Source organism: uncultured Kiloniella sp., assembly GCF_937128705.1.
GTDB lineage: Bacteria > Pseudomonadota > Alphaproteobacteria > Kiloniellales > Kiloniellaceae > Kiloniella.
This window is the reverse complement of the sequence record NZ_CAKZMP010000380.1, coordinates 1-23,075: the sequence shown is the minus strand read 5'-3', so window position 1 is coordinate 23,075 and position 23,075 is coordinate 1. Positions and strand designations below refer to the sequence as shown.

Annotated in this window: 27 protein-coding genes; all 27 read left to right on the top strand. The window is 50.7% G+C overall.

Features of this window, described 5'->3' with window-relative positions; translation table 11 throughout:
* Positions 1 to 182: hypothetical protein (locus tag Q0241_RS19590; RefSeq protein WP_299380767.1), on the top strand; the 182-nt coding region annotated here is incomplete at its 5' end.
* A 5-nt stretch (positions 183 to 187) separates the two neighbouring features.
* On the top strand, positions 188 to 652 hold the full coding sequence (locus Q0241_RS19585; RefSeq protein ID WP_299380766.1) for a hypothetical protein: 465 nt from the start codon (positions 188 to 190) through the stop codon (positions 650 to 652).
* A gap of 67 nt (positions 653 to 719) precedes the next feature.
* Entirely contained in the window at positions 720 to 1,073 is a 354-nt protein-coding gene (gene avd / locus Q0241_RS19580) for a diversity-generating retroelement protein Avd (protein ID WP_012219893.1), read from the top strand.
* Complete coding sequence (locus Q0241_RS19575; RefSeq protein WP_232306501.1) at positions 1,031 to 2,338, top strand: reverse transcriptase domain-containing protein; 1,308 nt, start codon at positions 1,031 to 1,033, stop codon at positions 2,336 to 2,338. Before avd ends, Q0241_RS19575 begins: the two co-directional genes overlap by 43 nt.
* A gap of 1 nt (position 2,339) precedes the next feature.
* Entirely contained in the window at positions 2,340 to 2,636 is a 297-nt protein-coding gene (locus Q0241_RS19570; RefSeq protein ID WP_012219932.1) for a hypothetical protein, read from the top strand.
* A gap of 72 nt (positions 2,637 to 2,708) precedes the next feature.
* Positions 2,709 to 3,440, top strand: a complete 732-nt coding sequence (locus Q0241_RS19565; protein ID WP_012219883.1) for a hypothetical protein — start codon at positions 2,709 to 2,711, stop codon at positions 3,438 to 3,440.
* The gene (locus Q0241_RS19560; RefSeq protein ID WP_012219897.1) at positions 3,437 to 4,432 is read left to right on the top strand and encodes a hypothetical protein; all 996 of its coding nucleotides are present in this window, start codon (positions 3,437 to 3,439) and stop codon (positions 4,430 to 4,432) included. Before Q0241_RS19565 ends, Q0241_RS19560 begins: the two co-directional genes overlap by 4 nt.
* 22 nt (positions 4,433 to 4,454) lie before the next feature.
* Positions 4,455 to 5,240, top strand: a complete 786-nt coding sequence (locus Q0241_RS19555; RefSeq protein WP_012219939.1) for a phage baseplate assembly protein V — start codon at positions 4,455 to 4,457, stop codon at positions 5,238 to 5,240.
* Positions 5,240 to 5,440, top strand: a complete 201-nt coding sequence (locus Q0241_RS19550; RefSeq protein ID WP_014980802.1) for a hypothetical protein — start codon at positions 5,240 to 5,242, stop codon at positions 5,438 to 5,440. The genes Q0241_RS19555 and Q0241_RS19550 overlap by 1 nt, the downstream gene beginning before the upstream one ends.
* Positions 5,441 to 5,645: 205 nt before the next feature.
* Positions 5,646 to 7,292 carry a hypothetical protein gene (locus Q0241_RS19545; protein WP_233107923.1) on the top strand — a complete coding sequence of 549 codons (1,647 nt, stop codon included), beginning with the start codon at positions 5,646 to 5,648 and terminating at the stop codon, positions 7,290 to 7,292.
* Positions 7,293 to 7,361: 69 nt separating this feature from the next.
* Positions 7,362 to 7,865 carry a hypothetical protein gene (locus Q0241_RS19540; protein WP_012219930.1) on the top strand — a complete coding sequence of 168 codons (504 nt, stop codon included), beginning with the start codon at positions 7,362 to 7,364 and terminating at the stop codon, positions 7,863 to 7,865.
* A gap of 6 nt (positions 7,866 to 7,871) precedes the next feature.
* Entirely contained in the window at positions 7,872 to 9,422 is a 1,551-nt protein-coding gene (locus Q0241_RS19535) for a hypothetical protein (protein ID WP_299380765.1), read from the top strand.
* A 10-nt stretch (positions 9,423 to 9,432) separates the two neighbouring features.
* Complete coding sequence (locus Q0241_RS19530; protein WP_012219856.1) at positions 9,433 to 10,104, top strand: hypothetical protein; 672 nt, start codon at positions 9,433 to 9,435, stop codon at positions 10,102 to 10,104.
* Positions 10,104 to 10,748 carry a hypothetical protein gene (locus Q0241_RS19525; RefSeq protein ID WP_012219860.1) on the top strand — a complete coding sequence of 215 codons (645 nt, stop codon included), beginning with the start codon at positions 10,104 to 10,106 and terminating at the stop codon, positions 10,746 to 10,748. Before Q0241_RS19530 ends, Q0241_RS19525 begins: the two co-directional genes overlap by 1 nt.
* 13 nt (positions 10,749 to 10,761) lie before the next feature.
* Positions 10,762 to 11,262, top strand: a complete 501-nt coding sequence (locus Q0241_RS19520; RefSeq protein ID WP_012219903.1) for a hypothetical protein — start codon at positions 10,762 to 10,764, stop codon at positions 11,260 to 11,262.
* A complete protein-coding gene (locus Q0241_RS19515; RefSeq protein ID WP_012219879.1) occupies positions 11,259 to 11,816 on the top strand; it encodes a hypothetical protein in 558 nt (185 codons plus the stop codon). The genes Q0241_RS19520 and Q0241_RS19515 overlap by 4 nt, the downstream gene beginning before the upstream one ends.
* Positions 11,817 to 11,919: 103 nt before the next feature.
* Positions 11,920 to 12,186 carry a hypothetical protein gene (locus tag Q0241_RS19510; RefSeq protein WP_283016094.1) on the top strand — a complete coding sequence of 89 codons (267 nt, stop codon included), beginning with the start codon at positions 11,920 to 11,922 and terminating at the stop codon, positions 12,184 to 12,186.
* Positions 12,176 to 12,685 carry a hypothetical protein gene (locus Q0241_RS19505; protein ID WP_012219874.1) on the top strand — a complete coding sequence of 170 codons (510 nt, stop codon included), beginning with the start codon at positions 12,176 to 12,178 and terminating at the stop codon, positions 12,683 to 12,685. Before Q0241_RS19510 ends, Q0241_RS19505 begins: the two co-directional genes overlap by 11 nt.
* A gap of 2 nt (positions 12,686 to 12,687) precedes the next feature.
* Positions 12,688 to 13,485, top strand: coding sequence for a hypothetical protein (locus Q0241_RS19500; protein ID WP_031847569.1), 798 nt, complete (start codon positions 12,688 to 12,690; stop codon positions 13,483 to 13,485).
* Positions 13,486 to 13,614: 129 nt separating this feature from the next.
* On the top strand, positions 13,615 to 16,830 hold the full coding sequence (locus Q0241_RS19495; RefSeq protein WP_299380764.1) for a hypothetical protein: 3,216 nt from the start codon (positions 13,615 to 13,617) through the stop codon (positions 16,828 to 16,830).
* Positions 16,831 to 16,832: 2 nt separating this feature from the next.
* Positions 16,833 to 17,177: a hypothetical protein gene (locus tag Q0241_RS19490; RefSeq protein ID WP_012219872.1), complete on the top strand. Its 345-nt coding sequence runs from the start codon at positions 16,833 to 16,835 to the stop codon at positions 17,175 to 17,177.
* A 3-nt stretch (positions 17,178 to 17,180) separates the two neighbouring features.
* Complete coding sequence (locus Q0241_RS19485; RefSeq protein WP_299380763.1) at positions 17,181 to 18,605, top strand: hypothetical protein; 1,425 nt, start codon at positions 17,181 to 17,183, stop codon at positions 18,603 to 18,605.
* Between the two features lie 111 nt (positions 18,606 to 18,716).
* Positions 18,717 to 20,393, top strand: a complete 1,677-nt coding sequence (locus Q0241_RS19480; RefSeq protein ID WP_012219867.1) for a hypothetical protein — start codon at positions 18,717 to 18,719, stop codon at positions 20,391 to 20,393.
* Between the two features lie 4 nt (positions 20,394 to 20,397).
* Positions 20,398 to 20,835 (top strand): hypothetical protein, encoded by a 438-nt coding sequence (locus Q0241_RS19475; RefSeq protein ID WP_012219881.1) that lies wholly within the window; start codon positions 20,398 to 20,400, stop codon positions 20,833 to 20,835.
* Between the two features lie 3 nt (positions 20,836 to 20,838).
* Positions 20,839 to 21,393, top strand: coding sequence for a hypothetical protein (locus Q0241_RS19470; RefSeq protein WP_299380762.1), 555 nt, complete (start codon positions 20,839 to 20,841; stop codon positions 21,391 to 21,393).
* A gap of 110 nt (positions 21,394 to 21,503) precedes the next feature.
* Positions 21,504 to 22,106, top strand: coding sequence for a hypothetical protein (locus Q0241_RS19465; protein WP_012219864.1), 603 nt, complete (start codon positions 21,504 to 21,506; stop codon positions 22,104 to 22,106).
* Positions 22,103 to 23,075, top strand: a 973-nt coding sequence (locus Q0241_RS19460; protein WP_299380761.1) for a hypothetical protein, incomplete at its 3' end; no start/stop codon positions are given. The genes Q0241_RS19465 and Q0241_RS19460, both read left to right, overlap by 4 nt.

The following is a 23,075-nucleotide window of genomic DNA, read 5'->3' as shown; positions in this document are numbered from 1 at the left end:
GTTTTCTGTTTGCTATGTGTAGTGCTGCCGATACCTATGATATAGCTTTAGCTGCTGATGGAGTTGATATTGTTGAAAGCATGTTTGATGGCGATCCTGCCGATAAGCAAGCCCAAACCAAATTAGATTACACACAAACTTTGGCATTCAAGATTTGGTGGGGAACGTGTGGGAGTGGTTAGATCAAATGATGCTCTCAAACGGTCAGATTATCGCAACAAACGACAACAACCCTCTAACACCCGAAGAGCAATGGCAAAGGCATGAGGCGTTTTTTGACTCGACGTCAGCGGCGAATACGGGTACGGGCAATGTTGGCCAGCCAATCCTAAGCAATGAAATCATTAATCGTAACGGACCTCTTGATGATGATAGCTATAACTACCCATACACGCACAATGGGCACTTCGCATCAATACAGAAGAGTGATACCTACAAAGCCAGTGAGCTATTGCGCCGACTCCTAATAGAGTCAGCATCGCCAGATACTGTTCAGGGTGCGCTGTGGGTGCGTAACTATGGCAATCGTTTCCCGCTGCGCGGTGGCAACTGGAGCGGCGGCTCCGGCGCCGGCTTGGGGGCGCTCGGTCTGTACGATCATCGCTCCCACTCGAGCAGTTTCATCGGTTTCCGTCCCGCTTTCTTTGCGTAGTGAAGCTTGGATCTTTGTGTGCTGGGCGATAGCCCAGCCTTTCACGATTAAATTATGGAGATAGAACTTGTCCGCCCTGATCATTGAAGAGAAGTGCCGAGATATGTTGCTGTACGGCTATCAGGTGATAAAACAGTTCCCTAAACATGAGAAGCATGTTCTTGGGGCTGAGATACGCCTTTCAATGCTACAGCTTCAGCGGCTCATTGTGACAGCCTTTAAGCGGTACCACAAAAAGACAACGCTAACCGATCTGGACATCGAGCTGGCGATATTAAAGAGAAGGGTCAGGCTTGCCAAGGATCTAAAGTATATCGACATCAAGCGATACCAGTTATGGGTGGAGCAGCTTGTTGAGATCGGGAAAATGATCGGCGGGTGGATAAAATCTATCAAAAACAAACAGGCGTCTGCGTTATGAATGCACGGAATCGTTTCCCGCTACGCGGTGGCAACTGGAACAACGGCTCCAACGCCGGCTTGGGGGCGCTCAATCTGAACAATCATCGCTCCAACTCGAACAGTAACATCGGTTTCCGTCCCGCTCTTGAAAACGCCAGAAGCACGCCTCTTAAGGGAGGCTGTCAGTGCAAAATTGAAAAGGATGCAGACGCCTCAGCAATTGCTGAAACAGTTCCGCGCCCCGTCGATGCGTCGGCGGGCTGCACTTACGAAAAGATATATTCGTTTGAAAATATATTAAGCGCCGCTTACCACTGCCGAAAGGGCAAGACTAAGGCGCAGCAAACGCTGGATTTTTTTAATAATTTAGAAGAAAACGTCATTCAAATTCAGAATGAGCTGGTGTGGGGTATGTATAGCGTCTCGCCTTACCGTCATTTCTATGTTTTTGAGCCTAAAAGACGACTTATATCAGCACCCAGCTTCAAAGATCGCGTCGTGCACAGGGCGATATACAACATCATCGAGCCAATGTTTGATGTTACGTATATCTATGACTCCTATGCATGCAGAAGAGATAAAGGCACTCATAGAGGGGCCGATCGTGCTCAGGCATTCATAAGAAAGGTTGAGCGCCAGTCAGGCAAGGCGTTTGCGCTGAAAGCTGACATTAGTAAGTATTTTTCCAGCATAGATCACTTCATCCTAAAGCGAATTCTGGATCGAAAGTTAAAGTGCCAGAAAACTAAAGAGCTCTTATTTTACATCATAGACAGCAGTCCTAGTGATGCGTTAGGGGTGGGGATTCCCCTTGGCAACCTAACTAGCCAGCTCTTTGCAAATATCTATTTAAATGAGCTAGACCGATTTGTAAAGCACACGCTTCGCGCAAAGCGCTATGTCCGTTACATGGACGATTTTGTCATTATCCATGGCGACAAAAGAAAGCTTCACGAGTGGCGCAAGGATATTGAGACCTTTCTTGCTGGCAGCCTTCGGTTGAAAACAAATAGCAAGACTCAAGTCTTCCCTGTTTCGCCAGCGAAGGGGAGGTCGCTGGACTTTTTGGGGTACCGGATATATTCAACGCACAGGCTGCTAAGAAAAGGGAGTGTTAAAAGAATCAAGTCAAAATTAAAGAAGTTTCATCGGCAGTATGAGGCGGGAGAGATTTCTTTGAAAGATATAAATCCAAGCATCCAGTCTTGGCTTGGGCATGCAAAGCACGCGAACTCAGACGGTCTAAAACGGGCCATTTTTTCAACCCCTTTCGTAAGGAATTAAAATGTTTGAATACATCTATGAAGGAACTCGACACACCGACACGTCGACCGACTACATGTCTAAGTTGGGTATGACGGATGAAGCGATAGAGTCAATACTGCAGCAGAGAGACTTTGAACTGTCGCGTAACTACCAACTAAGGTCTGATGCTTACAAAAGAGAATCGGATCCGCTGTATATCGAGTGGCAGTTTGAACTTGAGTCTGGAAATTCTGCCTCTGATGATTACAAAAAGAAATGGATGGATAAAGTTGTTGAAATCAAGACGCGCTACCCGCTGCCTGATGGTTCCGCCTAACATTTCCCTGTAAGGGATCTCGAAATCGAAAAGGGGTAGCGTTGTGCTATCCCTTTTTTATTGGGTAGCACCATGACCGAGATTACTGAAAAGAACGACATTACCGATTTTTACCCCGTCGACGTGGCCTTTGGTGGTCACATCGTAGATGCATTGGCAGAGCTGGAACCGGAAAGCTGTCCGCATCATGTAAAAGCCTTCCTGCAGCGTGACACTAAGCAACAGGTATTCCGTGGTGATTATGACTCACCTAAAACCTTTATTCAGGCAATTCGCCAGTTCCAAAAGCAAACAGGCAGCGACGGAGAGCGCAAATTCAATGCTGCCAGACTGCCGCTTATCAACTACTACCGTCCTATTGGCTTTCGTAGTGCGTCCGCTGAATATGCGCAGTTCGTAGAGAGCGTCACCGGTTGGGACGATGCCCTGCTCAAAAAGACCAATATCAGTATCAGCTATCTTGAGCTGACCTACCGCATCGTGTTTATGGCAAACGATAAGGCGTCAGTAGAGCGTTTGGTGCTGGCTTGGCACATGCACATAGCTCGTCGCCGCGCTGGTGGACATCGTTTCAACGTCACGTATTCGCTATTTGGTGAAGATATCGACCTACCCATCACCATAGAAGACTCTCAGACAATTGAGGCGAACAATTTAAGCCACAACTACGCTGACGGTCGTCTGTATGCCGTGGATGTCGAGCACAAGGTTAATGCGCCTATCTTGTATGGAAAAGGTGTCGGCCATATCAGTCCGATCCGCTGGAAGATTGAGTTCAGACCGCTTGAAGAGGTGTTCTCGTGAGTCGTCATGAGCACCAGCTGGTCCAGTCCATCGTCTATCACGGCGATCAACGTGAAGAACTTGACCTGTCCTTTTTGCTTGAAGTGACGTTCGTTGAAACCACCACGTTAGACGGGCCAAAGCTCATTATCGAATACGACGATAAAGAGCAGTACCTGCGTGATGATTTGGCGATCAAGGAAAAAGCTGTGTTCACGGTGGTGTTGTCCGATCCTGTCAATCAGGATGCACTCAATTGGGAAACGCAATGGATAGTCATGACGATGCCGGTCAGCGAGGGCGGTGCCATCACGTTTAACCTGCTTTTAAAGTCGCTCCATAAACTAAAGCAGCCATCGCCCAGTGCCCGTTGTTTCGTCAAAGAGCCAGTCAGTAAGGTGTTGCGCCAACTGGCCCCAGACATGCCGATCGATGTCGGTACGTTCCCTATCCGGTTGGACTTTCATTTGCTGCCGGCGCAGCGTCCATCACGCCTGATTAGGCAGATGGCAAAAGAGCTGGGCGCATTAGTGTTTATCCGTCGCGGCACGCTGGTATTTCGCACGCTCAAAGAGCTGCAGGAACGAGCGCCGACTTACTTGTATCACTACAACGACACGCGCCAGCAATACCAGATATCGCAATACACGACGCCCAATGACAGCTCACTGATTGAAGATTTAACCCAGCGCCGGTTTGTGGGGTGGGATGACAAAAAAGGCATGGTCTATTCCGGTAAACACTCGGCAGCGCCCATCGAGCATTCAGGCATAACCAGCCGGTTTGTGTTGGACAACCTCAGCAAGATCCCCATTCCGGTTCTGGACGCCTACATGTTTGGTAATGGTGGCCTCAGGGCAGGGGATGCGATCGAGATTGTCTGGAACCGTTCAGATTTAGAAAGGCCAATAGATGAAAGCTTGCCAACGCTGGTGGTGATTGGTCTGGTGGCGCATAGCTACAAGGGTAAAAAGTATTACAACCGTATCAAAGGGATACTGGATAAACACTAACTAAGTATTTAAAGGGTATTCAATGGATAATCCAGCCGATCTCCTACTCCAACGGCCAGAGCTAGAAGCTGTGGTGGTCAGCGTGCAGGACCCAGAGAAACAAATGCGCGTGCAAGTGCGCGTGTTTGGTGTGTTTGACGATGTGCCGGACGACAAACTGCCGTGGGCAACGTATAAGCTGCCAGTCGGTGCCCGAGTCGGACAGGGCGACTTTACACCGGTTCAGGCGGGCGATCTGGTGTGGGTGGATTTTCCTTATTACACCCACGGGCGCAAAGATACACGACGCCCACGGATCACCGGCTCAGTGCATCATAACCCTGATGGTATTCCGAACCTGCCCCCTGAAGCATTTGAGGGTGAAGGTCGCTACCAGCACAAGCGTAGTCACAAAGAACCCAATCCATCGCCGCAAGGCTACCATGAAAGCAAGGTGTATATTCTTCACGGCATGATGTTCGAGGTGGAAAAGGACAGTGTGTATCGAGTAACCCACATGCCAACAGGGACCGCCTTTGAGTTTGATGCGCGTGGACATTCCATTTTGCACGTTGAAGGCGACAGCCACCATTCAACTACGGGTGATATGGAAAATCATGCCGGTGGCAACATCAACAATGAAGCAGGCGGCAACCTGACAGAAAAGATTGGGGGGTACTGGCGAATCAATGTATCCGGCTCGGCACATATTGATGCGAAAAGCATTCACCTCAACAAAGGAAAAGGCGTTGTTACCGGTGCGCACATTTGCTCTTTTACTGGTAAGCCTCATTCTGATTTTTCAACACAAGTGACGGCAGGTAAATAATGGCGCTCAGTGACAGTACTCTCAAAGGCATGATCAAATCCAACCTTGAAGGGTTTGGGTTTGTGGCCAACCAACACGGCAGGATGGATGAACTTGCAGAAGCCATAGCAAAAGCGGTTGTCGAGCACATTACCTCTTCCGGTGAAGTGATCGTGAAAGGCGGTGGTTCTTATGGCGGCGAAAAGGCAAAAATAGAGTAAATTCCATTGCTTTAAATTAAACATAGTCTCGATATGTCAATAAGGGTGTAATTCTAAGAATTGCGCCCTTTTATTTTGGGCTTTCCCTACTTGCTAAAAATCGGTTGTGTAAATTAGAAGTGCCGACCGACAAACCCCCGATAACTAAAATTTTTGTGTTGATGCTGGGTATCTCCCCCCTTGTTAGCCTCTTTGCTGAAAAACCATGTTTGAAGCACCAAAGCCGGTGCGCAAGTCCAATAAGGAAGAGACAATGGGAACTCCTAGCACAGAACAGGCGTACCGCGATCAGGTCGCTACAATCAACAACAACGCTTCGCAGCTTGCGCGACATATTATCGATCCGCAGATGGATAATGGTGAGATTATCACTGACAGTGCCGCTCGCAATGAAGCCATCATTCAAAGCCTTGACGGTTCAATCTTTGATAATGCCGGTGAAATGTCAAAGATGGTTGCAGGCTCTGCCGCCAACGCGGTCCGTCACTACCACTCAATGCATGGTGAAATGCCGTCAGCTGAGCTGATGTCGTCAATGCACAACAGTATTGAGAACATGCTGGATCCGAACACTGAAAACCCTCATCTACGTGCGATTCTCGATAGTGCCGGTGATGGTTCAATGAGTGCTTCTGAAGGCATCATTCAGCGTAACCGCATGGTTGCTCTGGTTGTTCCGGTGCAGCTGATGATGATCACCAACGACATGGTGACGCACATTCCGGCGAACTATAACAAGTCTGAAATCTTCCGCATCAACCGTGTGGCTGGCTCAACGTTTGGCGACCTAAACGAAGGCGATTTGATTGACGTCGATTTCAACGGTCAGTATGCGTCCATGGACCAACGCCACAAAATCGGCAGCGGTGACGGCACAGCCGTTGATTTTAACTTCGATATCGCCGCCAAAGCGAAGGCAATGCCATTTGTAAAAGGCAAGGTCCGTATTCTGGTTGATCGTATGCCTGTTGGTGGTGATGACGGTAAAGGCGGCATCTTCGGTAAATTCACTGACGCAGACGGTGACACGGTAACATTTACCGGTACGGTGAATTATCAAGTTGGTCAGCTTGCGGTGAAGTTCTCCAAAGCACCGAAGACCGGCATCGAGATCCATACCATTGCAGACATCTCCATTGAGAAAGACCCGTCTCTGATCCCGACCGTTGAGCACGAAATGGTGAGCTACGAGCTGTTCCCGCACGAATCTGCGCTGGTTAGCTCTAACTCTATTCAGTCTCAGTTCACTGGTAAGCGCGAATACAACATTGATATCGCAGGTATGCAGCTGGCAACCGCTCGTAACCTGATGGCAGCGGACAAAGACCGCAAACGCCTGAACGATATCTACTTCTACGCGAAAGGCGAGAAGACATTCGACCTGACGATCCCGTCTGGCCTGTCTTACCGTCAGCACTACGAAATGATCCAAACCACGCTGTTGGCAATTTCTACCGAGCTGATGAACCGCACCAAGCGTAGCGGTCTGGTGGGTGTTGTTGCTGGCCGTGAAGCGTCTCGCGTTCTGAAATCGCTGGGTGCGCCGCACATGGTATACGCACCGAACTACCGCCAACTACCACAGCCGCACTATGTGGGTACCGTGTTTGGCTACAAGTTCAAAGAAGACCCGCACATGGCTGACCCGTGGCGCGTGCTGTGTTACGCCAAAGGCCGTGAGCACGGTGATGCTGGTTATGTGGCGGGTGATGCGATTTCAGCGATCAACTACGCACACAGCATCGGTCGCAACCTGAAGCACGAAAACACGCTCTACGAGCTGGCTTATCGTGATCTCCACCCGCACAACGGGCGCGATTGGTTCATGTGGTTGCGATTCACGCCTCAGTAATCGCACTGGTTTCACTGGGTGCCGCTTCATTGCGGCGCCCACGTCACTTAACTAAGTAGGAATTTGTCTATGGCAACCACAAAAACAAACACCCGCACTACCCGTAAACCAGCAACCAGCAACAAAACCACTGAGACCACTGACGACAAGTCAACTGGTACAGATGAAACGGTTGTCACTGGCGAAGCTGGCGCAACAGGTGCAGGTGATGCCGGCGCTGGCGATACGAATACCGGCACTGGCACCGAAGGGGCCGGAGAAGAAGGCTCAGAGTCTGGCGATACATCTACAGGTACCGACGGTGACAATGCCGGTGCAGAAGGTGGTGAATCAACAGGCGCCACTGATACCGGCGCTGGCGACGTACCAGAGGGTGATGATTCTGCCCTTGAAGTGCTAATGACCAATAACAGCGTTTCTGGTCACGAAATTTTGCGTGCTGACGGCAGCATTTTAGCTATCAACGGGCACTGCAAAGATTTATCCATCACGACAAATAAAGAAGAGCTGATCGCTATTCAGTCCGCTCTTGCTGATAAGCCGTGGGTGGAAATCAAACTTAAAGCGGAGTAATTCAGCATGTCTGGAATGATCAGCCAATTTATTACCGAGGCAGCCGGCATTGCCGTTCTGCCGCCCATTGATAACAACTACACCACAGGTGGCGGTGACGTCGCTGTTGGTGCTTGTGTTGTTATCGCGTCAAAAGGCCCTGTTGGGAAAATCATCACAGCCACTGCAGATGACTGGGAAGATCTACTGGGCCGTCCTATGCCAATGAACCAAGGCACGAAAGCCGAAGGTTTACGCCACCTTAAAGACGCACTGGATTCGCTGCAATACTGCCACGTCGTGCGCGTTGTCGCTGATGATGCGAAATACCCATCTATCGCGCTACCTGTTGCTGATGGTGCGGCGGTGAAATCGTCACACAGCTACGGCACGACATTGAGCCTGTCTACCGGTCACTGGCTGTCGGTTTACCCTGTTGACGGCGATCCATCCACTAAGCGCCGCATGGTGATCAGCGACGTCGATACGGATGCAGAGCGTTTCACCCTGTCTTTCCAAGAGCAAGTCAGCGGCGAATGGCAAACCCTGCAAGGTGAAAGCTTTGTGGTGGGCGTGAACGTTGATGATGTCGACGATTCTGGCCTTACTGCCTACCTGCCGAATGTGCTGGAAGAGCGCTCAGCGCGTTTCCGTGCAGAAATCGCAGCAACGGTCGACTTTGCCGTCGTGAAAGCCTGCGAAGAAGCCTTTGAAGGCGGTACCAATGGCGGCGAGCCAACGCTGGATAACTGGAAGGATGCGTGGGATCTGCTCAAGACCGACGACATCGACTTTAACCTTTGTTTTGCTGCCGGTAACTATGAGCCGTCCGCGATTGCTCACATGATCACCATCGCTGATGGTCGTCTGGCGCAATTCCGTTTTGACGTACCGCCATGGTTAACGGAAGTGGCTGCAAAACAGTGGTTGGAAGATGCCAACCTTGAGTCTTATCAGGCGTCTTGTTTCCACTATCCCTACAAAGCGACCGACGAATGGTACGGCGGTAAGAGTGTCTGGGGCTTGTCTGGTGGTGCTACTGCAGCGAAAGCGAAGTGTTTTGCCCAGCCGACCGGTCATGCCGCTGTTAAGGGGGCGGACTATACCGCGGCCGGCGAGAAGCGCGGCCTTGTGAACCGTCGTGGTATCGAGCCGCTACACCTGACTGGCAAGCTGCAGCCGACAGAATTGGTGAAAGCACGTATTAACCCTGTCGCCAAAGGCAAGGTGATCAATGACTGTCTGAATATCTGGCGCAAGAACAACTACCTGCGTTTTGAGCACACAACAGCCATTCTCAATGACCTGTGTCATGAGTTCCTGCAAGCAGCTGCCGTGGTCCAGTTTGAGCCTGACGGGTTTGTGCTGGAAAACCTGCAGGACCTTGCAGACAAGATCTGTAAGAAGCGCTTTGAAGCCGGTGCGTTCGTTGAGCCTCGCAATCCGAACAAAGACGGCAAAAACCCTTACCGTATCACGCTGAAGCAAGTCGAGCTGGACTACTGGCACATTGAAGTCGCTTATGCTCAAACCGGCGTGGCGCGTCGTATCGCAATTCAACCTCGCCTGATGGCGTAATGGAGTAAAAATGTACGGAACAGGTTATCCATTTGGTGGTTCTGATCCTGTGTTCGATGCAGCTGGCTTTGCGCCAGCTGCTAAAAAACCTGAGAGCAACGAATACACCATTCCAGAGCAAATTCTGGATGATGCCAGCAACGATCTGGGCGAAAAGCAGATCCGAGCGAATGCTATGGCCGCTGCGCTGACATGGTTGGAAGACAATGATGCCAGCTATTCAAACTTTGAAGCTATTGTTGCCGGTCTCGCTGATTTGGACGAAGACGGTGAAGTCACAGAGCCTGAAGAAGATCTATTCAACGAGATCTTAACCATGGCCGCAGACTCGCTGGTGGAACTGGGCGCCAATGCTGCCAATGTTCAGGGCTTCATTGATGATGAAAGCGAAGAGGCGGGTGAGAAGCTGCATACCTACCTCAACGATAAGCTGGCAGACAATGAAAAGTCTGATGACGAGCTGATCACTGAATATGCAGTGAAAGCCAAATTAGTGCTTGATGCGACTCAGCGCGTGGTCCGTAACGGTAAGGTGAAAGTCATTAAGAAGCCACTGAAGAAAAAACGTCTCTCTTCTGCGCAAAAAGCCGCGCTGAAAAAGGCGCGTCGTAAGGCGAATAACTCAGGGGCGCGACGTAAACGTGCCAAATCCATGAAATCCCGTCGTCAGCGTAACATGTAATGGCGAAGGTCTGGCAATCCACAGGGGCGCGGACCGTTGGCAACAACGATCCGAAAGTCAGCCAATACCTCAAGTGCTGGATAAAGCAGGGTAACACCTGCGTTGTCGGTGTGATTGGGGAAGGCACGGCAAAAGAGCTGAACGCCAACTGGAACAGTCCTTTTGAGGGCGACTCTGTGGGTTCCAAGTTCAGCAAAGCCGGTGGCGTGCTGCAGTCAGGCACGGTTACAGAGTCAACTAATGGCATGACATCAATCACAACCCTCTCAAGCCGTCAGGTCTGGGAGGGCAACCAACCCCACGCATTCCCGATAACGCTCTCGCTGTATGCGTTATCAGACCCAAAAGCCGAAGTCGAAGACGCCATTATGGAGTTAGAGCGCATGTTCTCTCCTGAAGTAAACGCGATTTCACCGGTCGGGAATCCGGTAGGGGATGGCAATGCGGTCGGTCGAGTGCCGAGTTCTGTCATGGTCAACATCGGGCGCAATGTCGTGCTCAATGGTTGTGTGATTGAAAGTATGTCGGCCCCGCTGGACGGGCCTCGTAGCCGTGATGGATACCTGATGAAAGCTGACATTCAACTAATGATTCAATCTGAGGCAATGCTCAATCGTTCTCAGATCCCTTCAACTTACGGTTAATTGGAGCTAAACAATGGCTGTACCAAACGCAAAAGGGAACGTCGACTTACTGCGACAAGCCCACAAGAAAAACGTCGCGCTCGGTGAGCGTGCGGTCGCCTCGGATTTCATTGTCCGAATCGTAGAATATCCGGAAATTTCGGCACTGATCCGCACTTCTCAGCTGCCGGAAGAAAAGCGCGGTGAACCCGTTGAAGACTTCGGCCAGTACGGCCAAGGTTTCCGTCAGTACGGTGCCACTAAGCGTGATGGTGATATCGCGTGTCAAATCGTTGAAATCAAACGTGGTGACGTGATCAAGACCATTTCCAAAATCGTTGACAACAAAGAGTACGTCACGATTGAAATCGTGCTGCATGGTGAGGATATCGAAGAGAAGGGCTACCGACTTGAAGATACCATGATCGCAGCGGACCCATCGGATCTGGATGTTGAAAACCGTACTGGTACCGTGCGTGTGCCAGTGAACTTCCTGTACAACTGGTTTGAACGCATCGGAGGTTACGCAGGATGACCCCCAACGCCCTATTAGCTCGCGTCAAGGGGCAGTTTATAACTCTTTACCATGACGAAGCAGATAAGCTCGAAGCGTTGCTTATTCAAGCGCTCAACGAGTATCAAGATAGGGCGGGTGTGATCCGGACTGTCACCGTGACACTGGACCAACAAAAAGCCGGCGGTATTGATGTACCGCCGCATTTCATGACCGTGGTAACGGCCAATGACGTTGATCAGGTCTGGCATGAAGTCACGGTAGAAGAAGACAAACTGAACATCGTGACCACGGAATACAGCGTGGCCCCGTTCAAAGTCCAATATCTGGAAGCGATCAGTCAATACGATTTAGACAATGATACGATGCCGGCACACACCACAGGGATGCTGCAAAAGTATCTCAAAGTCCTTATCGACATCCCCAACACAGAGCGTGAGCAATACTCCCGCAGCGCTGCCGGCTTACCACTGGATGGAATGCCGCAATTGCCAGAGCTGTATGAGCGCAAACGCCAGTTAGAAGAAGAAATGGAAGAGTCGGGCAATATGCTGATGCCTTCCATGCTGCTTTAGGAGAGCGGCCATGCGCCACAATGATGTTTCAATCGGTACACCCTTATATTTCTACCAAATCACCCCTGAAGGGCCGCTGGTGGGCGAATGGCTCACTTGTGAAGTGACCGGCGAGCATGGGCAGGTTTGGCTGGTCAGTTACGAAGACAGAGTGTATGCCGTCGACAAGGCGACGTTAGTCAGTGAGCGAACGGCGTTTTACACCCAGAAAGCTCCTGAGAACGAGCCAAAGGGCCGCTATGCACTCTCTGAGTCATTACGCCAGTACTTTATGGCAAACCGTCACCACAGAATGCCCTATGATCTGATCCGTCAGATGTACGACTTGGTTAACGACCATGTGACAACGGGGGCGCCGGATGGTCGCTGATTTCAATCGTGAAAAGATGCTGGTTAAGAAAATGGTGCATACCTACTTCCAGCATCAATGGCAGTTCCGGTTGGAAATCGAAGAGCAACCGCTGGATTTTGAGATTTTCATCAAAGATGTCACCTACGGCCCTATTGAGCTGGAATACGAACCGGTGAAAGTTGGGGTAAACCAGCTACAGTTCCCGACAGGGGTAATGCCAGTTTCTATCTCAATGACCGTCCGTGACCATGACGACGAACGGATCCATAAGTGGTTTGCCGAGTGGTCCGCCAAAGTGGCCAATGGGGATGGCACCGTGAACCCGCCATTAAACCCAGACACCAAATGGATCAGAGATTGGAAAAAATACACCCTGATCCACAAAGGAACGGGCTTTGAAGAGGTGTTATCTGAAACCTATCCCGTTGCACCGGTTCAGCTGGGGGATGTGACCCAGAGCTATACCGAGCATTCATTTAAAGAGTTCCCGCTGACCGTTATTCAATTTCGGAGTTAATCATGTTTGCACCGTTCTCATTACCCAGCAAACCTATCCAGCAAGTGCTTATTCGAGAAGCGACCACAGCAGAAACACTGGATTTCTGTGATGTGCTGCCCGAGCACGAAGAGTCATTGACCACCAAGTTTTTGAACACGATTCAGGACAAAGAGAGCTTTACAGACTGTCAGCAGTGGACCGCTGAAGACCGCCGTCTGGCGCTGTTCTGGTACTGGATACATACCACGGATGACACCTTTGTTTCTCTGGATTATGAGTGCCCTCATTGCCAGGAAATGCACACCAATGAGTTTGACCTGCGCGATCTGGCCGAGGGCTACCAAGAAATCGAAGGGATGGCGAGCCGTGATCTGTCATTCGAAGGGCGAAAGTTGGTGATCTCGCCGCTCACCGGCAAGGATATGGAAGAGCTGGAAAACATGCGCCTTGCTTTGATGATGGAAAAAGAAGGTTCACCCGCCGCCACCCGTAAACAGGCTGAAATCCGTTTTCATAAGCTCAAAGCAGCCTTGTACATGGCAGATGATCATGAAGAGAAGCCGTATAAGCGTGAATCTAATCTAAACAACTGGCTACGTGAGCTGCCGGAAACCAAGTACAAAGCCCTGCAATCCCACGTCACTGCGGCATTGGAGAGCATGACTCACGGCCTGCCAAGCAAAATCATGGACGACGGCAAGATTATGTTGCGGTCGCCTCGTCACGTTTGCCCTACCATCAAGGCCAAAGAAAATAAGGAGGTGACAACTGAGTTGTTGCTTCCCTTTCGGGATTACAGCCGGATTCCGCGAGTATAGTAGCCGTTCTTGGGATGTCATGCTTAATGAGCTATCCCTTGATGCTGGTCAGCCGATAGACAGCCTGCTCTGCTCACCAAGAAGCCGTGTTTTGACCATGCACAAACGATACAGAAAGGCAGGGCAATCGTGACTATCAAAGAAACACAACAGGCAGAAATTGTCGTAGACCCAAAAACACTGTCACCTGAGCAACAGGTGACAGATGCAACCCAGCAAGAAGAGGATTATCAGCCTAAAATCCTCGCCATTCTTGATAAGATTGAGTCAAACACGTCTGCTCTGTTACGTCGGGAGCCATTGGCTGGTGGCTCAACGTTGGTTCAATCTTCTACGCATCAAAACAACACTGATTCAGTATCAAAAAAGCATCAATCCAATACTCAACAAGTATTTAATGCCAGCAGTGAAGCTGCGCAACGTCCTGTATCACGTCAGGCAGAGAAAGTGCCTGAGTCTGGTCGCCTCCATCAAGCATTGCCTGCTACACATAAAGCAACTGAGCGTGATTCTCAAGCACGGTCAGAACAAGCCAAACATAGGCTTACTGAGCGCGTTCACGAGCAAAATAACACCCTCACATCGCGTAATAGTGATGTTGTTCGAGAAGTCCAAGCCAGCGACCATTCGCAGCTCACCGGTGACAACGAAATCCAGCAGCGAGAGAGTGAGACTCAAGTCGTTATTGCAGGCGGTGAAAGCAAACCTCAAGAGGCGGACAGCCAGCCAAGAAAGGCGCCTGATGCTGGGGCGAAAGTCGGCCAACAGGTAGAGTCAAAAGGCAACCGTCAGGCTTCCGTTACGCCAGCGCCTGCCACGCCTGTTCAGAAAAAGGAACAGAAACCGCGCCATACTGCGCCTTCGGTATCGCCGGCAGCGGAGTCGAAGCCGGCCCCCACACAAAAGCAGCGTGAAATTGAGCGTTCCGAACCGCAAGCATCGACTCAATCAGTCGCCAGCACTGATAGCCAGCCTCAAGATAATGCGCCAGATGATAAAGAAAGTGTCACTGCCAGCCAGCAGGCCCAAGAAGAGCAAAAAGAAAAGCGAGAACGCTCTGGCTTACTGAAAACGGTCGGGGACGTCTTCAAAAAGGCCACAGAAGAGCGCGAAGAACTGGATGCGGGAGACACGGCCACGGATGCGGCAGGCTCAGCAATGGGCGGCTCCCTTTGGGAAGCGGCAAAAGAGGTCAAAGAGGCGACTGACGATGTAAAAAACAGCTCCCTCGGTCAAAAGGTCCTTGAGAAAGTCACAGGGAAGAAAGCTGACAGCAACGAATCAGACGATCAGGCTCGTGATGATGCATCATCCAAAGAAGCACTTGCGAAAGACAACCCCCACGGGCCAGTCAGGGACGAGAAAGGGCGATTCATTAAGCGAGCTGAGGCTCAGGCCCTAAGCCATCCCGCTCCACCTTTGGAAGTTGAGCAAAAAACAGATACTCACAAGGCACAAAACGAGTATCAAGATAATACCAAAAGAAAAGACGAATCCCGTCAAAGTGAGGAGCATTCACGCGCTGTCGATGAGTCTAGTAATCGCAATCATACTGCCACTGTTCAAACTCAGCAGCAAACAGCAACCAGCAAAGAAGCATCGAGCCATACGGCGACGGATAACCGTCAGGACAGCATACATGATGAAAATACGATCCAGCGTGTTACTCAACAGCCGACCTCAGAGCTTGGGAATAAGCACCTGCAGATTGCCAGTCAGTCACACCATACTGACGACTCTCGGGAAGAGATCCAAGGCAATAGCCGCGAGCTGCAAGATAACCATCGCCAAACCGATCAAAGTAGTGCCAGTCGTTCAATTGATACTTATAGGGTATTAGACAAACATCAAAACAACACTCATAAGCAAAGTGAGTCTGATCGCCAATCCAGCACACTGGACAGAGATAGCCAGCGTTCTGCCAAGACCAGTACTCATCAAGCGGATAAAAACAGTGACAACCGTCTTTCTGATACTCATAAAACATTAGATAAGTATCAAAACAATACTCAAAAGAGCAGGGAAAGCCACACTCAAAAGCAAAGCGAGTTGGACCGCCAAAGCCGTGAGGTCGGTACGCACAATCAAACCAGTGTCACCTCTGCCAATGTCGTCAGAGAGAGAGAGCAGACCCGCAGCAATGAAGCGATTGCAGATCGATTGGATGAGCAGTACGACCTCTCTCAAGACCAACACAAAGAGCTAATCAAAACCATCGACAAGAAAGAGTTCGGTGGTGAAGGTGGTGGCTCTCTCATGGATAGCGTGAGTGAGCTGTCAGATATGTTTGGGGGTGGTGATAGCAAAGAGAAGGGGGGTGGTAAGCGACGTCGAGGCCGAGGTCGGAAAGGGCGTTTAGGCTCTCTAATTGACCGTTTTAAAGGCGGTAAGAGCGCAGCAGGTAATGCATCGGCTCTAAAAGGCGCACCAACCACCAGACTCGGGCGTGTCGCTCAGGGTGTGAAGAATGCAACGGGAACGTTAGCCAATTCCGGTGTGGGCAAAGCCGCTGGTGGCGCTCTGAAAACCGTGGGTTCTGTTGCCAGCCGCGCCGCTGCACCCGTCGCCGCACTGGCAACTGGGTACTTCAAATACAATGAGGTGAAAGACAGAGAAGATCTGACCGGTTCACAAAAAGCGGTCCAAGTCGGGGCTACCACAGCAGGCTCCCTTGGTGGCGCCAGTGCTGGCGCGGCCATGGGTGCCGCTATGGGTTCGGTGGTTCCTGTTGTTGGTACTCTGGTGGGCGGTTTGCTGGGGGCTGCAGTGGGTGGCTGGCTTGGCAGTAAAGGGGGTGACATTGTTGGTGAGGCGATCAGTGATAAGATGGAAGGCACTGACGGCAAAACACGCGCAGAGCGAGAAGCCGAAACTCTTCAGTCTACTACTGAGTCGAGTGAGTCCGTTACAACCAACGGCGATAAGTCGGAGCTTTCAACGAAAAATGCTGAATCCGCGCAGGTAGTGGCAACCAGTCGTACAGAATCTAGCGCTCAAGAGGCTGGCGCCGTTCACACCTTGCAAGCCTCTGAGGCAGCAGTCATGCCTGAGCAGTTAAAGGCACCTCTACCTGAGATCAGCCCTTCCAAAGCGGCAATGAGTCAGACCAACAACAAGGAAACCCATACCGAGAAAACGGAAACCGTCGCCAAGATTGATGAGAAAAAACTGGGTAAAGCGATTGTCGATGCAATGAGTAAAGCTCAGCAACAAAGCGGTGTTAGTGCGTCCGCTTCCGGCCCTCGCTATGCTGCTTCTCAGTCGAAGTCGGCATCGGTTCCCGCACCAATTAAGACCGAGTTCGAAGATAAAACGCTCGTGTTGATGGCACATGACAGGATTTAACAATGGAAGAGCTTAATCACCTACTCAACGTTGACAGCACAGGGCTTGCCGTCGCATACGATGGCAAGGCCATGAACAACAACATAGAAGAGTGGTTTGAAAATCCAGAGCACACCATTGCGGATAACCCCGCTTGGGGGCACAACTTAGCGCCGTTTCAGTTTTGTGCGCAAACAGAAGACGACGCAGTGATGATGGAAATGGCGATCGTGGAAAAGTTACCCCGTGACGTTCAAGGCGTTGTTATCAAGGGGATCCGTGTGACCTTTCCAGACATCGATCTTTGCCGCATTGTCATTATCCATCAATACGGCCTGTACGATAATCCCAACATTCCACTGAGGTAGCCAATGAGCAATCTTGACAACAAGGCAGAAGCACGCGCTTCCTTTACCGACATCATTCGCAAAAAGCCGGTATTAGAGCCATTGGCTGACAGTCAGGTCATGCAGGGCGTCAATACCTTTCAAAACCTCGCTTTGGAATACGCGCTGCACAAGTTGGAGCGAGCAAGGCAGGAGGGGTACCTGAGCACGGCATACAACCGCAGCTCGATACTGGCGCTCGCAGAAGACCGTCAGTATATCCCACGAAAAGCCGCCCCCAGTCGCGGCCAGATCCGGATCCGGAATAAGCAAAACCGTGACCGAAGCGTCATGGCCTATTTTCCTATTGTCTCGGAAGATCAGGTTTACTACATGGTCAATGAGAGTGTGCGTGTGGCCGCTGGTGGCGAAGTGGTAGTGGATGGCTGTCAGGTCAAACGTCACGAGCTATCGTTTGTGGTTGAAAAAGAGCAGCCTTTCCTTGAGTTTGAGTTTGGGCGAGCCATTAGTGTCAATTTGCATAAATTCAGAGTGTTTGTGGATATGGGTTCCGGCGCTGAAGAATGGTATCCAACGAACCGGTTCCGTAATGCACGCGCGGATAAAGTCTTTGATGAGTTTTACTCACACACCGATCAGGTCGGTATCCGATTTGGTAATAACATCTTTGGCCTTGTGCCAAGCAAAGGGGCGCAGATCACGGTTGAGCTTTGGTTGACTGAGGGTGACACCAAGCTGATGCCTAATCAGCCTCTGACGCCTGTCGATGATAATGCCGAAGACATCGAGTTTGAGACCGCTTCTGTCTTTACAGGCGGCGCAGCCAGAGAGGAAACCGACGAGCTTCGCCGTAACGCTCTGTATTACCCGCTCTATGATGATAACCACGTTTGGGATGATGACTACCTGTTCTTTATCAAGCAGCACTTCCCCGAGGTGATATGGGGCAATGTGTGGGGAGAGGTCGAGCAAGAAGAAATGGACGGCGAACTGAAGCTTGAGAACGTCAACAAGATCTTTCTCTGCGTCTACGCGCCGGATAACCCAAGTATCGGCAGTGAAATTCAGGCGTACATGCAAAAAAACATCCCTCAGTTTAACCGTCGGTACCACAACGTGCCGGTGGACGAGCAAGCATTCACAGCCAAAATTACCGGCAAGCTTCTACGCAGTATCACACTGACTGATGCTAAGAAGCTGATCAGCGATACGCTGTGGAACAATTACGGCAAAGATGCCAGCAGACGCAAAACGAAGGCGCTAAAGCGCGACCTCTATCGCCTGATGAACGGACTCAACATCTTTGAGAGCGAAGATGATATTGAGATTGAAATTATCGGCCAATCGGAGCCGGAAAACCTCAAGCAAATGATATACATCGATCTTGATGCCACCATGAACCTGCTCGATGTCGACTATACAAATAACGCAAGGTTAAGTATTTACTAAGTATTAAAAGCACACCTAAAAAATACCCGCCTTAGGTAAAAAATCTTTTTGTCGTGGCGGGTGCTCACCTGAAACCGTACTCTCATTCAAGATTTTGAGTGAGGTTTTCCCGTGGCTGAAAAATGGTTAGTTGAGCGTCTGACAAAGAGCAAACAAGGCTCTCCCCAATGGGTAGCGCTGGCTGAGGCATTGGAAGAATACTGGGATACCCACTTTTTCAATGAGCTTCAAACCTTTGAAGACAGCAAGAACATATTTACCGCCAGTGAGGACCACCTCAATCAAAAGATTGCCGAGTTTGGCGATTACTTTGATACAGCCCTGCCGATCGACGAATCCGGCAAGCGCCTCTCTATCTCATGGCAACGAGACAACATCCACGAAAAAGACACCATAGTTCCATTCGTCAACGCATTGCGCGTTAACTTCGCAGGTTTGGGTGTGACGTGGGAGCCGTTGTACTCCAATAAGAGCCTGCCTTATGCCCGAGATAATCTGTTCACTGAGCAAGAGGTCCAGATCAAGAAATGGGATCTCAATGATTTCTGGATGACCTCTCGCGGCAAAATCGCCGTCGACCTAACGCACCTGCACAAGCTGGGAATGGCAAAAGAAACCTTTGTTGCCATTGCTAAACGAGAGATTGAGCGCCTGAGACCGGCTCACATCGTGTATGACGGTGAGCTTTTCATTCTGACCATCAACTTTGACTATGCGCCGCAAAGCTACCATGTCGAGCGACAAACGATTGGAGAAAAGGGTGGCAGCATGGTTTATCGCCTCACTGCCTCATTTGACGACCATCCCGCTGACGTGCCTTGGCTGGATGACAGCCCTCTGTATGTGGAGCACCGAAGAGGCGCCACAACGAGCGAAGCGGATTTTGTTATTGGTGGTATGTCGTGGTCTCTCGATCTGTTTGTCGATCTGGGTGGTCGTCGTGTGCCGTTGGCCGGAAAGGAAGGCGACATCATCAATGCTCTGCAGGAAATATCCAGCATCGAGCGTTACATTCCTGTTCAACATGCCGACCTACCACTGTCGGGCGCCTCGTTGACCGCGACCCGCTATCCTTGCCTGAATTTCAGTATGCATTATCACTTTGATGTGGTACCCGCAGACAGTATTCAGACCGACGCGAATGAGCCTATCCACGGGCAAAGTCGCACAACCGTAAAACCAACGGCGATCAGTTACCGGCTGGGCGCGGATTGGTCACTTGACCTATTTTTGGTTACGCCGTCAGGCTCAGTCCCGCTTGCGGGGAAAGAAGGCGAGTCGCTGCCACCAATGAAACAGCACCGAACGCAACATCGAGCGTTTGAAGCAAAGGTTAATCCGGCCAGTCAGTTGGTGATCAAACAAAAGCAGTCATGCCACGCCATTGATTACAGCGCGGGTTCCGGTCAGAGCCACGTCATATCAAAAGCGCCATGGATGAGTTATCAGCTGGGTGCAGATTGGTCTCTGGACCTGTTTGTCACGACGCCTTATGGAACGGCGGCCATTGCCGGCAAAGAGGGCGACACCTTACCACCAACACGCCACCACAGGCTCAAGCTGCGCACATTTACAACGCAAGTTGAGCCGATGAGCAATACCCATTTCAAACAAACGCAATCATTTTGCCCTGTGTTCTACAGTGCTCAAGTTGATTGCATTGTTCGAGAGTTTCCGTCTCAGCCTTATGAGCTAAACCAACCGGCTGAGATTAATCAAAATCCGTGGCTGGGATTTGACGAGATCCCAGCTGACTTTGCACCGTTAGACACACCACTTTGGAAATAGCGCTATGTCAACAAATCAACCATGGCAGATTGCAGAGCTACTGCCTCGTTTTTACGAAAAAAACGCTCTCTCAATTGCAGGACTGGCAAGCCAGTTCAAGATCGTAAAATTTAAATTCGGTCATGACCCGTTGCTGGTGGACGACAGTCAAACCCCGCCGGCCTTATCACCGTTCGATCCGGCAGGGACCGACATTAAAAACGTTTTCTACGAAGGTACCATCAATCCTTCCGAAGACGTGGTTTGGGCGAATGGCCGCTTGCTGTTCCGCTGCATCATGCCTGAAAACACATTGTCTGAGCCGAAACAGTACAGCCAAACCGGCCTATACGACGCAGACGGCGACTTAGTGGCAGTCAGTATTGATTTGCCAGACTGGGTGACACCGGAAGAAGGCATCAACACGCACCCATACGTTAACTTCCCAATTTCCGGAGAGTAATGGATGAACACATACCCACAACAACCGCTGGATGATCTGAGAGTAGACACGGCATGGCGTGAAAACTACTCTGGGGCATCCATGAACCAGAAGCTGCACGGCCTTTTGCCGAAAGGGGTGTACTCAGGCTTTGCGGTCAAACCAAAATCGGGACTCACCGTTGAGGTCTCAGGTGGCGATCAGAACATTGCGGTACTGGAAGTCGGCACGTATTCACTGACGGCCAGAATGCCAAGCAATGTGACCAAGCAGGTCACGCTCACTGCCGGCAAAACGCAGTATGTCGTGCTGGAAGCGCAATACGCAATGCATCAAGCCTCAACGATTGGTGTTTATGTGCGAGACACTGTGCCAAGTAACGCCATTATGCTGGCCAAAGTGACACTGCCAGCTGGCGCCACGTCGGTTCCTGCAGACAGTATTGAGCTGGCCTTGCCGTCTAAACCTGTCACCGCTGCCGATTATGCCGAACTGGCCGCTTACACCATCGACAACGGTCGTCGAACCTTGGAGCTTCAAGAAGAGCTGAACCAGCTCAAGAAGACGCTGGGGCTATAATTCTTACTCCCTCACGCCTTGAGGGAGTAAATTTTCCTGTTGATGCGATCCCACCACCCGCGCTCTACCATCGAACTGTTAACAACACAATCACAGTGTGGAGCGTTCCCGTGAGTTACTTATCTTTCGATTATGCCCAATTCAACGAAAAGGGCCTGAAGAAAGTCATTGACGAATTTAAGCGTCAGGATCTTCAGGTCACAAGTGTTGAGGCGGACAACAAAGCCAAACGACAGTCTGGTGTTCAGACTAAAAAAGCCACCCTTCATTTTGCTGATGGCCAGAAGCTCATGCTTCAAGCGACTGCGCAAGGGGCTATCTTCCAAGTTCGCCTTAATACGCGAGTCATTCCGATCAAGCATGTTGACGATCTCAAAAAAGCCGTGGCCGAGATCGCCGGCAAAGTCAGTGCAAACAGTAAGCAGTTTCAGAAAACTCTGAAAAAACGAGCATCCAGAGCCAGCAGCGCCAGCAAGGACTCAACCAGCCGCGCCAAAACCTCGCTGAAGGCTCAAATTGCACTCGCTAAATCGGATAACCAAGAGCTGGAAAGCTCTGTTCAGGAAAAGCGTCAGCAAAAACAGACGCTGGAAGAAGCTCTGCCAGTTAAAGAGCAGCGAAAATCCGATATCAGTGCACAGATCACCCAAGAATACTCAGTTTCCGAGCAGCTGGAAGCCGAGCTTAAACAATTAGAGGAGCAGACCTCATGAACCCAGCGAACGGATTAAAAATTTATGCAATGCCAGACCCGCTGGCAAAAGGCTTTACGCGATCTCAAATCAAAGAGGCCATGTATCAGTTAACGGCAGATCCTGAGCAAGAAGCACTGATGCTGGAAGCTGAGCCGTTCGCAGTTATGGATACAGCCTATGTCGAAGGCGTGCGAGTGGAAGCGCACGATGGCTTTATTCTGGATGCGGTCACAACCAGTTATGCGACGTTCCCGCGCACAATGAAGGCCCTTGCGCGTGCGCTAAATCGCTCTTTGTCCAGCAGCAACATTACCGTAACCGATCATGAGGTTGGAGAGCCGAAGAAAAACAACCTCTTTGCAACAGTGGCCGCGCAGTTCATCCTCAGCGACGGTCAGGCTGTCAGTGTGGTGTTTCATGCCCCAGATGAAGATCCCAAAGTGTTCAAGCCAGATGATGTCGTGATTGCGTTTCGCTGGCCGCTCAATAAGCGCGACATTACCCAAGCCGTGGCTCCTGAAATGAACAAAGGGAAGATGCGCGAAGTCTCTCTGTCGACGATCGGTAAACGCATTGGCAATATTGCCGCTGCCAACTCAGAAGCCTTTCAGGCCAAGCAAAAAGAAGTGACGGAATCGCGCAATGAGTTAGCCAGCCTGCAGGAATCGTCCAACGCTTTACTGGATGAACTCAATACACTCACGACAGAAGTCGCGCAACTGGAAGGCCGAGACAAAGAACTTGAGCACATGGTCACAGTGAAGTCAGACGAGCTGGCCGAGCGCCAACGCTACAACGATAGCCTGCGTGAGAAGATTTCCGCTCTGAAAGCAGCACAACCAGAGCCTGAACCATCACCCGAGCCATCACAAGGCGAAGGAGAGCCTCAACCAGAAGAAAATGCGGCCTTAGAGCGCTTTAGACTGGTCGAACCTTCATTATTTAAGGATGTCGTGGCATCAATCAGCACCATTGCAGCTATTGACC

Excerpts from the sequence above, each read along its gene's own strand:
- Q0241_RS19490 (WP_012219872.1), top strand. The coding sequence starts at position 16,833 with ATGGAAGAGCTTAATCACCTACTCAACGTTGACAGCACAGGGCTTGCC.
- Q0241_RS19570 (WP_012219932.1), top strand. The coding sequence starts at position 2,340 with ATGTTTGAATACATCTATGAAGGAACTCGACACACCGACACGTCGACC.
- Q0241_RS19525 (WP_012219860.1), top strand. The coding sequence starts at position 10,104 with ATGGCGAAGGTCTGGCAATCCACAGGGGCGCGGACCGTTGGCAACAAC.
- Q0241_RS19475 (WP_012219881.1), top strand. The coding sequence starts at position 20,398 with ATGTCAACAAATCAACCATGGCAGATTGCAGAGCTACTGCCTCGTTTT.
- Q0241_RS19505 (WP_012219874.1), top strand. The coding sequence starts at position 12,176 with ATGGTCGCTGATTTCAATCGTGAAAAGATGCTGGTTAAGAAAATGGTG.
- Q0241_RS19550 (WP_014980802.1), top strand. The coding sequence starts at position 5,240 with ATGGCGCTCAGTGACAGTACTCTCAAAGGCATGATCAAATCCAACCTT.
- Q0241_RS19485 (WP_299380763.1), top strand. The coding sequence starts at position 17,181 with ATGAGCAATCTTGACAACAAGGCAGAAGCACGCGCTTCCTTTACCGAC.
- Q0241_RS19530 (WP_012219856.1), top strand. The coding sequence starts at position 9,433 with ATGTACGGAACAGGTTATCCATTTGGTGGTTCTGATCCTGTGTTCGAT.
- Q0241_RS19565 (WP_012219883.1), top strand. The coding sequence starts at position 2,709 with ATGACCGAGATTACTGAAAAGAACGACATTACCGATTTTTACCCCGTC.
- Q0241_RS19545 (WP_233107923.1), top strand. The coding sequence starts at position 5,646 with ATGTTTGAAGCACCAAAGCCGGTGCGCAAGTCCAATAAGGAAGAGACA.
- Q0241_RS19540 (WP_012219930.1), top strand. The coding sequence starts at position 7,362 with ATGGCAACCACAAAAACAAACACCCGCACTACCCGTAAACCAGCAACC.
- Q0241_RS19555 (WP_012219939.1), top strand. The coding sequence starts at position 4,455 with ATGGATAATCCAGCCGATCTCCTACTCCAACGGCCAGAGCTAGAAGCT.
- Q0241_RS19585 (WP_299380766.1), top strand. The coding sequence starts at position 188 with ATGATGCTCTCAAACGGTCAGATTATCGCAACAAACGACAACAACCCT.
- Q0241_RS19535 (WP_299380765.1), top strand. The coding sequence starts at position 7,872 with ATGTCTGGAATGATCAGCCAATTTATTACCGAGGCAGCCGGCATTGCC.
- Q0241_RS19500 (WP_031847569.1), top strand. The coding sequence starts at position 12,688 with ATGTTTGCACCGTTCTCATTACCCAGCAAACCTATCCAGCAAGTGCTT.
- Q0241_RS19470 (WP_299380762.1), top strand. The coding sequence starts at position 20,839 with ATGAACACATACCCACAACAACCGCTGGATGATCTGAGAGTAGACACG.
- Q0241_RS19520 (WP_012219903.1), top strand. The coding sequence starts at position 10,762 with ATGGCTGTACCAAACGCAAAAGGGAACGTCGACTTACTGCGACAAGCC.
- Q0241_RS19515 (WP_012219879.1), top strand. The coding sequence starts at position 11,259 with ATGACCCCCAACGCCCTATTAGCTCGCGTCAAGGGGCAGTTTATAACT.